Origin of the sequence: Pantoea osteomyelitidis (genome assembly GCF_044342975.1) — a bacterium.
GTDB lineage: Bacteria > Pseudomonadota > Gammaproteobacteria > Enterobacterales > Enterobacteriaceae > Pantoea > Pantoea osteomyelitidis.
In genome coordinates, this window is the sequence record NZ_JBGFSN010000004.1 from 648,905 (window position 1) to 663,546 (window position 14,642).

Consider the following 14,642-nt stretch of genomic DNA (forward strand, 5'->3'; position numbering starts at 1 on the left):
TTTCAGACTCAAGTTTCACTTAAGCACGCCGATAACAAAGAGAGGCCGCGAGCGTTTTCGCGCGTTGGCAACCGCATTGAGACTGCCAGCCCGGTTAACGGGAACTAAGGAACCGAGATGTCCAGCATAATTAACTCTGCCATGAGCGGGCTCAGCGCCGCGCAGGCTGCATTAAGCACCACCAGTAACAACATCAGCAACTACACCGTGGCAGGTTACTCACGCCAGACCATCGTGCTTTCTCAGTCGCAGAGCACCCTGAACGGCAATACATACTACGGTAACGGCGTAACGGTTTCCGGCGTGCAGCGCGAGTACGATGAGTTTATTACCTCTCAGTTGCGCAGCGCCAGCGCCACCAGCAGCGCCGTCAGCACACAATACAATCAAATTTCCAATATTGACGATCTGCTCTCTACCTCGACGACCAGTCTCTCTGACTCGCTGCAAAGTTTCTTTACCAACCTGCAGAACGTGGTGAGTAACGCTGACGATCCGTCGGCGCGTCAATCGCTGCTCAGTGATGCGCAAGGACTGGTGAATCAATTTCAGACCACCTCGCAATACCTGACCAATATGCAGAGCAGCGTCAATACCGATATTTCCTCGAGCGTTGATCAGGTCAATACCTATACCAGTCAGATTGCCGACCTGAACAAGCAGATCGCCAAACTGACCACCGGCGACGGCACGGCGCCCAATGACCTGCTGGATCAGCGCGATCAGCTGGTTAACGATCTGAACAATGTGGTTGGCGTAACGGTTTCCCAGCAGGATGGCAGCTATATCGTCTCCATGGGCAGCATGACGCTGGTAAACGGCAATAAATCTAACGAGTTAGTGGCAATGCCATCCAGCAGCGATCCCACACGTACCACCGTGGGCTACGTGGATAAAACGGCCGGTAACGTCGAAATAGCAGAAAAAACCATCACCACCGGCTCCCTTGGCGGCCTGCTGGCGTTTCGCAGCCAGGATCTGGATACCGCGCAGAACCAGCTGGGCCAGCTGGCTGCCGCCTTTGTTACCAGCTTTAACGAGGTGCATAAAGAAGGCTACGACAGTAATGGCGACGCCGGCACCGACTTTTTCAACATTGGCAGCCCGACGGTATTGAGCAACAGCAAAAACAGCACGGATACTACGGTCACCGCCAGCTGGACTGATACCAGCGCGCTTAAAGCTTCTAATTACACTGTCACTTATGACGGCAGCAACTGGTCGGTTACGCGTCTCTCTGACAACGTGAAGGTGACCCCGACTCAGGCGACCGATGCCGACGGCAATACCACCCTGAGCTTCGATGGCCTTGAGCTGACGGTTGACGGCGCTCCGGCTGCCAAAGACAGCTTCCTCGTCAAGCCGGTACAAAACGTTATTGGTGATATGTCCGTCGCAATCACTGACGAATCGCAAATTGCGGCGGCCGGTGAGCCGGGCGGTGAAAGCGATAACCGCAATGCTCAGGCGCTGCTTGACTTGCAGGATGCCAACGTGGTGAACGGTAATGCGACGCTGGCACAGGCATACGCCAGCCTGGTCAGCACCGTGGGCAACAAAACCAATACACTGGAAACCACCAGCACCACGCAGGATAACGTGGTAACGCAATTGAGCGACCGACAGCAGTCCGTTTCAGGCGTTAACCTCGATGAAGAGTACGCCAACCTGACCAAATATCAGCAGTTCTATATGGCTAACGCCCAGGTTTTGCAAACGGCCAGCACTATCTTTGATGCGCTGCTGAGCGCCACCCAGTAAAGCACGGAATAAGGACTGACTATTATGCGACTCAGTACCAATATGATTTTTAACCAGCAGGTGCGCGGCATCACTGACTCTCAGTCTTCATGGCTGAAAGTGGGTGAGCAGCTCTCCAGCGGCAGACGCGTGACCAACCCTTCTGACGATCCGATTGCGGCGTCACGCGCCGTTGTACTTTCTCAGACCCAGGCGCAAAGCAGCCAGTATGCGCTGGCGCGCACCTTTGCTAATCAGGGTTTGTCGATGGAAGAGAATACCCTCAGCAGCGTGACCAGCAGTATTCAGGACGCGCAGACGCTGATCGTTTATGGCTCCACCGGCACACTGAGCGACGATGACCGTAACTCTATTGCGACCCAGCTGGAAGGGATCCGTTCACAGCTGCTGAACCAGGCGAACAGCAAGGATGGCAACGGGCGTTACATTTTTGCCGGTTATAACACCGATACTGCTCCCTTTGTCGATACTGACGGCAGCGTTAGCTACGTAGGCGGCACGCAGGCGCTTACGCAAAAAGTTGATACCAGCCGCACCATGACCGTGGGTCACACCGGCGATGACATTTTTATGTCCATTACCGGCAATGCCACCGCCGAACCGGACGGCAGCGCCAGTGAAACTAACCTGTTTAACATGCTGGACAGCGCGATTGCCGCACTACGCACGCCACAGGAAGATGCGGATGAAGCCACGCAGCAGACCTTCCAGGACACGATGGACAAAACCAATCGCGGGCTGAGCAACTCGCTGAATAACGTGCTGACCGTGCGTTCTGAAATCGGTACTCAGCTTTCTGAGCTCGATACGCTGGATGCGCAGGGCGACGATCGCGATGTGATTTTAAGTAGCGAGATGAGCGATCTGGTGGACGTGGATTACACTTCCGCCATCTCCAGCTACACCATGCAGCAGACCGCGCTGCAGGCTTCTTATAAGACATTTACCGATATGTCTCAGATGTCATTGTTCCAGCTGAATTCTTAACTGATCTGAATCTTTGAGCGTGCTTAAACCGGGTACGCTTACTTTTCCCACGGGCTTGTGCAAAGCGCGTGGGATTTTTTTTGCTGGCAGATTACAGACAATAAAAAACCCCGGCATGGCCGGGGTTGATACTTAGCGCGATGTGATTAGCGGCTTTCTGGTTTGGTTGCCGGGGCGGTGGCCTGATGGCTGGCGCTATGGCCACCGGCAGCGCCTTTGCCTTCAAAGTTGAACGGCGGACGCACCCAGTCGCTGTGACGAGCCGGTTCAGGCTGCCAGGCGGGCGCAGGCGCTTTGGTCATCGGCGCGGAGGCATAATGCTTCCAGCGTCCGGCTTCCTGCTGCTGCGGCGCGATATCGCGTGCCGCAACCGGCGCATGCGGTTCTGAAACTGGCGGCTGCGGTGCGTCAGCGGCAACCGGCGCGTTGAGCACCTCAGCAACCTGCTCTTCGCTTTCCGGCGTCACGTCAGAAGGCGCCTGCTGCGCGATGGCGACGGCTTCCTCTGGCGCGGCTGCGGGCTGTTCAGGCTGAGCTTGCGCTACCTCTGCTTCCGCGGAGGCGACTTCGCGCGCAGGTTCTGCTTCGGCTGCAATCTCAGCCGCGTGGGCTTGCTCTGCGGCCGGGATTACCGACGGCTCTTCATTAACCGGCACCTCAATCGCGGTGGTGTCATCGGTATTGACTAACGCAACCGGGGTTTCAGCCTGCGGCTCAACGTCATGAACGGCATCGGCTGCATCCTGCGTGGTCAGCGTATCCTGCGGTGCCTCGCTTGCAGCGGGCAGCGCAACGGCGGCTGCCGTTTCTTCACGGCTGTAATCCGGCGCTTCGTTCGTTTCCTGCAACGCAGGTTCAGCGTTTTGCGCAACCGGATAGCGGATCCAGACCTTGCCTGACGCCATTTCCGGCGAGGCGGCAGCCGCTGCCAGTGGCATGGCTGACTGGGTTGGATAACGCTCGTCACGGTAGCGACGACGACGCTGTCCGCTGACGCGCAGATGACGCGGGGAACGACGCGAGCGGCGCGGCATATTGCCGTTTTCACGCGCTTCGTTGTCATCCTGCTCATCATTCGCTGACGGCGCAACGGCTTCCGCGACGACAGGGCGGAGATCTGCGCTATCTGCGTGGGTCGGTTCCGCGCTTGCCTGCGGCTCAGAAGCAGTGACTTCCTGCTGTGCGGCATCCATCACACGCACTTTCTGGCTCAGCTGGCGCGGTTTGCGGCGCGGCAGCGCCTGTATGCGTTCCTCTTCCTCCGCCTGCGGCTCTTCGCTTATCACGGGCTGTACGGCCTGTTCAGCAGCTTTCGCCTCCTGCTGCTGGGCGCGTTTCTCTTCCTGACGACGGCGCTGGCGCTCCGCACGCTGTTCGCGACGTTGCTGCTGCTGCTCTTCACGTTGCTGGCGCGCTTCTTCGCTCAGCGGCGCTGAACGCTCTTCACGCACTTCGGCGACCGGAGCCTGACGTTTATTACGACGATTTTCATCGCGGTTTTCACGAGGCTCGCGCGCTTCACGAGGCTCACGCGCGTCACGTGGCTCGCGTGCTTCGCGATTCTGCGCGGCTTCACCGTTACGCGGCGTGCGTTCACGGCGCGGATTGCGACGGTTGTTACGACGATCGTTACGCTGCGCGTTGTTCTCTTCGCCCGGTTCCGCTTGCTTCTCCTGCGTTTCCGCAGGCGTAGCCGGTGTGGCGGCTGCTGTCTCTTCGCCAGCAAAGAGCTTTTTCAAACCGCCGAACAGACGACCAATAAAACCGCCCGCGGCAACAGGCGCGACTGCGGGTTGCGCAGCGGGCTTAGCGACAGGCTGAGTCACCACAGGCGCGCTTTCAGGCGCCACTTCGGTCGGCGCAGGCGGTGCATCCGGCATCACGAAGGCGGCCAGAGCAGGCTGCTCAGGACGACGACGTTCGGCGTGCTCTTCTTCAGAAGGCATCGCCATTTCCGCTTCGTGCAGTTTCGGCAGGTGGTAGCTGAGGGTTTGCGTCTCTTCGCCTTTGCGTACGCGCAGCACGGAGTAGTGCGGCGTTTCCATACGGTCGTCCGGCACGATAATCGCACGCACGCCGCCCTGACGTTTTTCAATGGCGCTCACCGCTTCACGTTTCTCGTTCAGCAGGTAAGAAGCGACCTGTACCGGCACGATAGCGTGGACTTCTTTGGTGTTCTCTTTCAGCGCTTCTTCTTCAATCAGACGCAGGATAGAGAGCGACAGCGATTCGTTGTCACGGATGGTGCCGGTGCCGCTACAGCGTGGGCAGACATGATGACTGGATTCGCCCAGCGACGGGCTAAGGCGCTGACGTGACATCTCCAGCAGGCCAAAGCGGGAAATATGGCTGATCTGGATGCGGGCGCGATCCTGACGTACCGCTTCGCGCAGACGGTTTTCTACCGCGCGCTGATGGCGGACCGGCGTCATATCGATAAAGTCGATCACGATCAGGCCGCCCAGGTCGCGCAGACGCAGCTGACGGGCAATTTCATCCGCCGCTTCGAGGTTGGTATTGAAGGCTGTCTCTTCGATATCGCCGCCGCGCGTGGCGCGTGCGGAGTTGATGTCGATAGCCGTTAGCGCTTCCGTACTGTCTATCACGATTGAGCCGCCGGAAGGCAGGCGTACTTCGCGCTGGAAGGCCGATTCAATCTGCGATTCAATCTGGTAATGGCTGAACAGCGGGATCTCGCCAGTGTAGAGCTTGATTTTGCTGCTGAAGTCGGGACGACCCAGCGCAGCGATATGCTGACGCGCCAGTTCGAGGACTTTCGGGTTATCGATAAGAATTTCGCCGATATCCTGACGCAGGTAGTCGCGGAAAGCGCGTACGATCACGTTGCTTTCCTGATGGATCAAGAAGGGCGCAGGGCGATTTTCCGCCGCTTTTTTGATCGCTTCCCAGTGCTTGAGGCGAAAGCTTAAATCCCACTGCAGCGCTTCGGCCGATTTGCCGACGCCTGCAGTGCGAACAATCAGCCCCATGCCGTCAGGCAGCTCCAGCGAAGAGAGGGCTTCTTTCAGTTCGGTGCGATCGTCGCCCTCGATGCGGCGTGAAATACCACCGGCGCGCGGGTTGTTAGGCATCAGCACCAGATAGCTGCCCGCCAGACTGATAAAGGTAGTCAGCGCTGCGCCTTTATTGCCGCGCTCTTCTTTATCAATCTGTACGATCACTTCCTGACCTTCACGCAACACATCTTTAATGTTGGGACGGCCATGGGCATTGTAGTTAGCCGGGAAGTAATCGCGGGAGATTTCTTTCAGAGGGAGAAAACCGTGACGCTCAGCGCCGTAATCGACAAACGCGGCCTCAAGGCTGGGTTCAATGCGGGTGATTTTACCTTTGTAGATGTTGGCTTTTTTCTGTTCGTGTCCAGGGCTTTCAATATCCAGATCGTACAGACGTTGTCCGTCAACAAGGGCAACGCGCAACTCCTCCTGCTGAGTTGCGTTAATTAACATTCTTTTCATCGTGACTTACTCGTTATTCTCACATGAGTGACAAAGCTGCGGGCATAGTTACCCTGGACGAGTGTCAACCGATGGCCCCGTGTCTTATCGCAATGACGTCAACCTCACGGTTGTCGGCCGCTCGAGGGGCGCAAATAGAGTCGGTGGCCTGCTTTTCATAAGGAAAAACAGCGCCCGATGGTGGAAATGCCACAAATATTCCGTGAAAACCTGTGCATCCCAGTCTTTCGTCCAGGCCGTAACCCGCAGCCCGCTAAGTGCCTGATTTAACAATACGTCTTACGCCATTGCTGCGTGTCTGTTCAATCCGGCAAAATGACTTATTTCGCTCTTTTTCTGGCCTGAAACTTGTCAGACAAGAAACAACAGCATTATTCCACTGCTAACCTGCATATAGCAAGGCGACTTTTGCCGCCCGACAAACTTTATTTCATCTTAACCCGTTAATTTGCAGGGCTAATAACCGCATTGATGAAAAAGCCATCATTCCGGCCTGTTTTATCATGCGATCAGCAGTGAGTTAAGCACAGAAAAAGGGGTGGCGCTATGCAGAGACACTATTTAGAATCGCCGCCATGAAAACTGAGACTCCCGGCGTACAACATGTCGCCATCACGGCTGAAAATGCCGGACAACGCATTGATAACTTTTTACGCACCCAATTAAAGGGCGTGCCGAAAAGTATGATTTATCGCATCCTGCGCAAAGGCGAGGTGCGGGTAAATAAAAAACGCATCAAGCCGGAATATAAGCTGGAGGCGGGCGATGAAGTGCGCATCCCGCCGGTACGCGTGGCGGAACGCGAAGAGCAGAATTTGTCGCCGAAGCTGAGCAAAGTCGCCTCGCTGGCCGATGCGATTCTTTATGAAGATGAATCTATTCTGGTGCTGAACAAGCCGTCGGGCACGGCGGTACATGGCGGCAGCGGTCTGAGCTTCGGCGTTATCGAGGCGCTGCGCGCTCTGCGCCCGGAAGCGCGCTTCCTTGAACTGGTTCACCGCCTCGATCGCGATACCTCCGGCATTTTGCTGGTGGCGAAAAAGCGCTCTGCGCTGCGTTCGCTGCATGAGCAGCTGCGCGAAAAAGGGATGCAGAAAGATTACCTCGCGCTGGTGCGCGGCAACTGGCCATCCCATCTCAAGGTGGTGCAGGCGCCGCTATTGAAAAATATTTTGCAGAGCGGGGAGCGCGTAGTGCGCGTCAGCAGCGAAGGCAAGCCGTCGGAAACCCGATTCAAGGTGGAAGAGCGATTCACTTTCGCTACCCTGATCAAAGCGAGTCCGGTGACGGGACGTACGCATCAGATTCGTGTGCATACGCTGCATGCCGGTCATCCCATCGCCTTTGACGATCGCTATGGCGAGCGCGATTTCGATCGTCAGCTGACGAATACCGGATTGAACCGTCTGTTTCTGCACGCCGCCGCCCTGACGTTTACCCATCCGCAAAGCGGCGAAACGTTACGGTTCGAAGCGCCGCTTGATAAGGGTCTCAGGCAGTGCCTGGCCGCATTACGCCAGCATAAAGCGTGACGCGCGCGGGCGTTACTCCCGCAGGGGATTAATGCCCGCTGCGCGCAACATGCCGCTGAGCGCTATCAGCGGCAGCCCCACCAGCGTATTGGGATCGCGGCCTTCCAGGCGATCAAACAGGCAAATTCCTAATCCCTCGCTTTTAAAGCTGCCGGCGCACTGCAACGGCTGCTCTTTATTCACGTAGCCGATAATTTCCTCATCCGTTAAGTTGCGGAAGTGAACAATAAAAGGCTCGCAGCACTGCATTAATTGATTTTCGCGTGGGGAATAAAGCGCCAGACCGGTATAAAAAGTCACGGACTGGCCGCTGGCGGCACGTAATTGCGCACAGGCGTTATCCACCGTATGCGGCTTACCCGTGATGGCGCCGTTTATTACGCAGACCTGATCGGAACCGATAATCCAGTGGTGCGGATAACGCGCCGCCAGCGCCTGCGCTTTCGCCACGGCGAGACGCTGCACCAGCGCAGGCGCGGATTCATTCGGGCGCGGCGTTTCATCGACTTCAGGCGCAGCGGTAATAAAAGGCAGGCCCAGTTTATTTAATAAGGCCTGACGAAAAGGCGAGGTGGAAGCCAAAAGAAGTAAAGTCTGCATTTTTTTACGGAATAGATAGCGAATTGGATTCAGTCATTTTAAACTGTGCGCCGCACTGGATGCGAGTAATGGGTGAAAGATGCTGTAAAACGGCCTTTTTCTTTGACTCTATGACGTTACAAAGTTAATATGCGCGCCCTATGCAAAAGGTAAAATTACCCCTGACGCTGGACCCGGTTCGTTCCGCACAAAAACGCCTGGATTATCAAGGTGTTTATACACCTGAACAGGTAGAGCGGGTGGCCGAGTCGGTCGTTAGTGTGGACAGTGATGTGGCATGTGACATGTCGTTTGCGGTTGACAGCCAGCGCCTTGCGGTACTGAAAGGTACTGCCGAGGTGCAGGTAACGCTGTTGTGTCAACGCTGCAACCAGCCCTTCCCGCATCACGTTCACGTAAGCTATTGCTTCAGTCCTGTCTCAAGTGATGAGCAGGCCGAGGCACTGCCGGAAGCCTACGAGCCGATCGACGTCGATGATTTTGGCGAAGTTGATCTGCGGGCAGTGATCGAGGACGAAATCATCCTCGCGCTGCCAGTGGTTCCGGTGCATGATTCTGAACACTGTGAAGTGTCCGAGGCGGACATGGTCTTTGGCAAACTGCCTGCAGAGGCGGAGAAACCAAACCCATTTGCCGTATTAGCCAGTTTAAAGCGTAAGTAATAGGAGTAAGGTCCATGGCCGTACAACAGAATAAACCCACCCGTTCCAAGCGTGGTATGCGTCGTTCGCACGATGCGCTGACCACCGCCACTCTGTCCGTAGATAAAGTTTCTGGCGAAACGCATCTGCGTCACCACATCACTGCGGACGGTTACTACCGCGGTCGCAAGGTCATCGTTAAGTAATTCTTGCGGCTTCGCAAGGCGTTACTTTGATACGTTTGACCCTGGCAGTTGATGCCATGGGCGGGGATTTCGGTCCCTGCGTGACAGTGCCTGCAGCTTTGCAGGCACTGACCTCTCATTCGCAGCTGTTTATCCTTCTGGTCGGCGATCCCGACATAATCACGCCATTGCTTGCTAAAGCGGATTCCTCCCTGTTGGGGCGTTTGCAGGTTATCCCTGCGGAATCGGTTATCCCAAGTGATGCCAAACCTTCTCAGGCGGTGCGCAACAGCCGGGGTAGCTCTATGCGTATGGCGCTGGAGCTGGTAAAAGAGGGCAAGGCTGAGGCCTGCGTCAGCGCCGGAAATACCGGAGCGCTGATGGGGCTGGCTAAATTATTGTTAAAACCGCTGGACGGCATTGAACGCCCGGCGTTGATGTCCGTTTTGCCGCATCAGCAACAGGGTAAAACCGTGATGCTGGATCTGGGGGCGAATGTCGGATGCGACAGCGCCATGCTGGTGCAGTTTGCGGTAATGGGCGCGGTGATGGCGGAAGAGCTGTTGGGCATTGCTCAGCCCCGCGTTGCTTTGCTGAATATCGGTCAGGAAGAGACCAAAGGTCTCGATACGATTCGCGAAGCGGCGGCTATTCTGCGGGAAAGCCCTCAGATCAACTATATTGGTTACCTTGAAGGTAACGATTTACTCACCGGCAAAACAGATGTGTTGGTTTGTGATGGTTTCGTCGGTAACGTCACGCTGAAGACCATGGAAGGCGTGGTAAGAATGTTTCTTTCTCTGCTCCGAGCGTCGGAGGAGGGGAAAAAGCGGTCATGGTGGCTCAGGTTGCCCGGGCGCTGGATTCAGAAACGCCTGACGAAGCGCCTCGGGCATCTCAACCCCGACCAGTATAATGGCGCTTGTCTGTTAGGATTGCGCGGAACAGTGATCAAAAGTCACGGCGCGGCAAATCAACGTGCGTTCGCCGTGGCGATAGAACAGGCAGAGCAGGCGGTGCGGCGGCGGATTCCCATGCGAATTGCCGCGCGCCTTGACGCTGTATTAGCCAGGAGTGACAAAGCCTAGATGTTTACCAAAATTATCGGTACGGGCAGCTATTTGCCCAGCCAGATCCGCACCAATGCCGATCTGGAAAAAATGGTAGAGACGTCGGACGAGTGGATTGTCACCCGTACCGGCATCCGTGAGCGTCGCATTGCGGCGCCGGAAGAGACCGTGGCCAGCATGGGCTTCGCCGCTGCGCAGCGCGCGTTGGAAATGGCGGGGATCGATAGCCAGGAAGTGGGCCTGATTATTGTCGCAACGACGTCGTCAAGTCATGCCTTTCCCAGTTCGGCCTGTATGATCCAGCAGATGCTGGGCATTAATGACAGCGCCTCTTTCGATCTCGCAGCGGCCTGTGCCGGCTTTACTTACGGTCTTAGCGTTGCCGATCAATACATCAAAAGCGGCGCGGTGAAATATGCGCTGGTCATTGGCTCCGATGTGCTGGCGCGTACGCTCGATCCCGCCGATCGCGGTACCATTATTCTGTTTGGCGACGGCGCAGGCGCCGTAGTGCTGGGCCAGAGCGAAGAGCCAGGCATTCTCTCCACGCATCTGCATGCCGACGGTCGCTATAGCCAGCTGCTGTCGCTGCCTTATCAGGATCGCGCCCGCCAGGATCAGCCAGCCTACCTGACGATGTCCGGCAATGAAGTGTTTAAGGTTGCGGTCACCGAACTGGCCCACATCGTCGACGAAACTCTGCGGGCGAATAATCTCGACCGTGAAATGCTCGACTGGCTGGTGCCGCATCAGGCGAACCTGCGTATTATCAGCGCCACAGCGAAAAAGCTGCACATGGGCATGGATAAAGTGGTGATCACGCTTGACCGTCACGGTAATACTTCGGCCGCCTCGGTGCCTTGCGCGCTGGATGAAGCGGTACGTGACGGCCGCATCAAACGCGGACAATTAATTTTGCTGGAAGCCTTTGGCGGCGGTTTCACCTGGGGTTCCGCACTGGTTCGTTTTTGATTGACAGGAATTCAACATGACGCAATTTGCTTTTGTTTTTCCGGGACAGGGTTCACAAACCCCAGGCATGCTGGCCGAGCTGGCTGCTGCTTACCCTGAGGTGGAAGCCACCTTCAGCGAAGCTTCCGCAGCGCTGGGCTACGATCTCTGGCAGCTGGTTCAGCAAGGACCGGCGGAAGAACTGAATAAAACCTGGCAAACGCAGCCTGCGCTGTTGGCCGCCTCGGTCGCGATTTATCGTGTCTGGCAACAGCAGGGCGGTAAACAGCCTGCGCTGATGGCAGGTCATAGCCTGGGCGAATACTCGGCGCTGGTGTGCGCTGGCGTGCTCGATTTCGCCGACGCGATCAAGCTGGTTGAGCTGCGCGGTAAGCTGATGCAAGAAGCGGTGCCGGAAGGCACGGGCGCCATGCAGGCGATTATCGGTCTGGATGATAATTCTATCCGCCGCGCCTGTGAAGAGAGCGCGCAGGGACAGGTTGTCTCGCCGGTAAACTTTAACTCGCCGGGCCAGGTTGTTATCGCGGGCAACAAAGAAGCGGTTGAACGTGCGGGCGCAGCCTGTAAAGCCGCCGGGGCGAAACGCGCTCTGCCGCTACCCGTCAGCGTGCCTTCTCACTGCGCATTAATGAAACCGGCAGCGGAAAAGCTGGCGCAGGCGCTGGAAGCGATCGCTTTTAACGTACCTGCTCTGCCGGTCGTCAATAATGTGGACGTGAAGTGCGAAACCCGCCCGGAAGCGATTCGCAGCGCGCTGGTTCGCCAGCTTTACAGTCCGGTACGCTGGACGGAAAGCGTAGAATTTATTGCCTCACAAGGCGTTACTGCGTTGATGGAGATCGGTCCGGGCAAAGTGCTGACCGGCCTGACTAAACGCATTGTTGACACCCTGACGGCGAGCGCGGTAAATGAGCCGGCCTCATTGTCAGCGGCGCTTGAACAAGAGTAAGAGGATGAACATGAGCTTCGAAGGTAAAATCGCGCTGGTTACCGGTGCAAGTCGCGGTATCGGTCGTGCTATCGCTGAAACGCTGGCCGCACGCGGTGCGAAAGTGGTAGGCACCGCCACCAGTGAAAGCGGCGCCGAAGCGATCAGTGCTTACCTGGGCGATAAAGGTAAAGGACTGATGCTGAACGTGACCGATCCCGCATCGATCGACAGCGTTCTTGAAAAAGTTCGTGCTGAATTTGGCGAAGTTGATATTTTGGTCAATAATGCAGGCATTACGCGTGATAATCTGCTGATGCGCATGAAGGAGGATGAGTGGCAGGATATCCTGGAAACCAACCTCTCTTCTGTCTTCCGCCTTTCCAAGGCGGTGATGCGCGCGATGATGAAAAAACGCGTGGGCCGTATCATCACCATCGGTTCCGTTGTTGGAACCATGGGTAACGCGGGTCAGGCAAACTACGCTGCAGCCAAGGCGGGTTTGATTGGCTTTAGCAAATCACTGGCGCGTGAAATCGCGTCACGTGGCATTACCGTAAACGTCGTGGCGCCGGGCTTTATTGAAACGGACATGACGCGTGCACTGAACGAAGAGCAACGTTCTGGCATTTTGGCGCAGGTCCCGGCGGGTCGTTTAGGCGACGCGCAGGAAATCGCCAATGCTGTGGCATTTTTAGCCTCTGACGAAGCAGCCTACATCACAGGTGAAACGCTGCACGTCAACGGCGGAATGTACATGGTCTGATAATCACGAAAATCAGTTGCATTATTTGCGGTGAAAACCGCAAAATAGCGTAAAATCGTGGTTCGACCAGCCGGGATTTTGTTGCATCTTTTTCAACATTTTATACACTACGAAAACCATCGCGTAAGCGAGTTTTGATAGGAAATTAAATAGTATGAGCGATATCGAACAACGCGTTAAGAAAATCATTGCAGAGCAACTGGGTGTTAAAGAAGACGAAGTGACTAACTCTGCTTCTTTCGTAGAAGACCTGGGCGCTGATTCTCTTGATACCGTTGAGCTGGTAATGGCTCTGGAAGAAGAGTTTGATACTGAAATTCCAGACGAAGAAGCTGAGAAAATCACTACCGTTCAGGCAGCGATCGACTACATCAATAGCCACAACAACGGCTAATGAATATCTTCAGGCGGTCATTCGACCGCCTGAGTTTTATGTCCGTCCCACATAGTTCATATTTTCCCCTCCCTGGAGGACGAACGTGTCTAAGCGTCGTGTAGTTGTGACCGGTCTTGGCATGTTGTCTCCTGTCGGCAATACCGTAGAGTCTACCTGGAGTGCTCTCCTTGCCGGTCAGAGCGGCATTAACCTGATCGACCATTTTGATACTAGTGCCTATGCAACACGCTTTGCTGGCTTAGTACGTAATTTTAATTGTGATGATTTCATCTCGCGCAAAGATCAGCGCAAGATGGATGAGTTCATCCAGTATGGCGTTGTCGCTGGCATTCAGGCGATGCAGGATTCCGGCCTGGTTGTTACCGATGAAAATGCAGGTCGCATTGGCGCGGCAATTGGTTCCGGCATCGGCGGTCTGGGTTTGATCGAAGAAAACCACAGCTCGCTGGTGAAAGGCGGACCGCGTAAAATCAGTCCGTTCTTTGTTCCCTCCACCATCGTAAACATGGTAGCGGGCCATCTCACTATCATGTATGGCCTGAAAGGCCCGAGCATCTCAATTGCTACGGCCTGTACGTCCGGCGTGCATAACATCGGTCATGCGGCGCGTATTATTGCCTATAACGACGCGGATGTGATGCTGGCTGGCGGTGCGGAAAAAGCCAGTACGCCGCTGGGCGTTGGCGGCTTCGGCGCGGCGCGCGCGCTCTCTACCCGCAACGATAATCCTCAGGCGGCAAGCCGTCCGTGGGATAAAGATCGTGATGGTTTTGTGCTGGGTGACGGCGCAGGCATCATCATGCTGGAAGAGTATGAGCATGCGAAAAAACGCGGTGCGAAAATTTATGCTGAGATCGTGGGTTTCGGCATGAGCAGCGATGCTTACCATATGACTTCTCCGCCGGAAAACGGTGCGGGCGCGGCGCTGGCGATGGTCAACGCACTACGCGACGCTCAGCTTATGCCGGAGCAGATTGGCTACGTTAACGCCCATGGCACTTCCACGTCGGCCGGCGATAAAGCAGAAGCGCAGGCGGTTAAGTCTGTGTTTGGCGCGGCAGCTGAAAAGGTCATGGTAAGCTCCACGAAATCGATGACCGGCCATCTGTTGGGCGCGGCAGGCGCGGTAGAATCGATTTTCTCGATTCTTGCTCTGCGCGATCAGGCCCTTCCGCCCACCATTAACCTTGATAACCCGGATGAAGGCTGTGATTTAGACTTTATTCCTCATACGGCGCGTCAGGTCAGTGGACTGGAGTACACGCTGTGCAACTCCTTTGGCTTTGGCGGCACCAACGGCTCGCTGATTTTCCGTAAGGTTTAA

13 protein-coding genes are annotated in these 14,642 nt (G+C 55.9%); 11 read left to right on the forward strand and 2 right to left on the reverse strand.

The features are described 5' to 3' along the window. Positions 1-117 precede the first annotated feature (117 nt). The gene (gene flgK / locus ABU178_RS08055) at positions 118-1,761 is read left to right on the forward strand and encodes a flagellar hook-associated protein FlgK (protein WP_397213649.1); all 1,644 of its coding nucleotides are present in this window, start codon (positions 118-120) and stop codon (positions 1,759-1,761) included. 24 nt (positions 1,762-1,785) lie between these two features. Then, complete coding sequence (gene flgL, locus ABU178_RS08060; RefSeq protein ID WP_397213651.1) at positions 1,786-2,748, forward strand: flagellar hook-associated protein FlgL; 963 nt, start codon at positions 1,786-1,788, stop codon at positions 2,746-2,748. Positions 2,749-2,894: 146 nt separating this feature from the next. Here the strand turns inward: flgL and rne are convergent, their stop codons facing one another. Continuing rightward, on the reverse strand, positions 2,895-6,227 hold the full coding sequence (gene rne, locus ABU178_RS08065; RefSeq protein ID WP_397213653.1) for a ribonuclease E: 3,333 nt from the start codon (positions 6,225-6,227) through the stop codon (positions 2,895-2,897). A 575-nt stretch (positions 6,228-6,802) separates the two neighbouring features. On the opposite strand from rne, the gene rluC reads away from it, so the two are divergent. After that, positions 6,803-7,759 (forward strand): 23S rRNA pseudouridine(955/2504/2580) synthase RluC, encoded by a 957-nt coding sequence (gene rluC, locus ABU178_RS08070; RefSeq protein ID WP_397213655.1) that lies wholly within the window; start codon positions 6,803-6,805, stop codon positions 7,757-7,759. Between the two features lie 12 nt (positions 7,760-7,771). Here rluC and ABU178_RS08075 read toward each other — a convergent pair whose 3' ends face one another. Beyond that, on the reverse strand, positions 7,772-8,359 hold the full coding sequence (locus ABU178_RS08075; RefSeq protein ID WP_397213657.1) for a Maf family protein: 588 nt from the start codon (positions 8,357-8,359) through the stop codon (positions 7,772-7,774). Positions 8,360-8,499: 140 nt separating this feature from the next. Here ABU178_RS08075 and yceD point away from each other — a divergent pair, with 140 nt between their 5' ends. The 8 genes from yceD (at position 8,500) to fabF (ending at position 14,642) form a co-directional block, all read left to right on the forward strand. Continuing rightward, positions 8,500-9,021 carry a 23S rRNA accumulation protein YceD gene (yceD, locus tag ABU178_RS08080; RefSeq protein WP_397213658.1) on the forward strand — a complete coding sequence of 174 codons (522 nt, stop codon included), beginning with the start codon at positions 8,500-8,502 and terminating at the stop codon, positions 9,019-9,021. Between the two features lie 14 nt (positions 9,022-9,035). Continuing rightward, complete coding sequence (gene rpmF / locus ABU178_RS08085; RefSeq protein ID WP_013025362.1) at positions 9,036-9,206, forward strand: 50S ribosomal protein L32; 171 nt, start codon at positions 9,036-9,038, stop codon at positions 9,204-9,206. A gap of 26 nt (positions 9,207-9,232) precedes the next feature. Then, positions 9,233-10,273 (forward strand): phosphate acyltransferase PlsX, encoded by a 1,041-nt coding sequence (gene plsX / locus ABU178_RS08090; RefSeq protein ID WP_397213662.1) that lies wholly within the window; start codon positions 9,233-9,235, stop codon positions 10,271-10,273. Next, positions 10,274-11,227 (forward strand): beta-ketoacyl-ACP synthase III, encoded by a 954-nt coding sequence (locus ABU178_RS08095; RefSeq protein WP_397213664.1) that lies wholly within the window; start codon positions 10,274-10,276, stop codon positions 11,225-11,227. 16 nt (positions 11,228-11,243) lie between these two features. Beyond that, positions 11,244-12,176, forward strand: a complete 933-nt coding sequence (gene fabD / locus ABU178_RS08100; protein ID WP_397213666.1) for an ACP S-malonyltransferase — start codon at positions 11,244-11,246, stop codon at positions 12,174-12,176. A 10-nt stretch (positions 12,177-12,186) separates the two neighbouring features. Then, entirely contained in the window at positions 12,187-12,921 is a 735-nt protein-coding gene (gene fabG, locus ABU178_RS08105) for a 3-oxoacyl-ACP reductase FabG (protein ID WP_397215745.1), read from the forward strand. 154 nt (positions 12,922-13,075) lie between these two features. Further along, on the forward strand, positions 13,076-13,315 hold the full coding sequence (gene acpP, locus ABU178_RS08110) for an acyl carrier protein (RefSeq protein ID WP_312242668.1): 240 nt from the start codon (positions 13,076-13,078) through the stop codon (positions 13,313-13,315). Positions 13,316-13,400: 85 nt separating this feature from the next. Beyond that, entirely contained in the window at positions 13,401-14,642 is a 1,242-nt protein-coding gene (gene fabF, locus ABU178_RS08115) for a beta-ketoacyl-ACP synthase II (protein WP_397213668.1), read from the forward strand.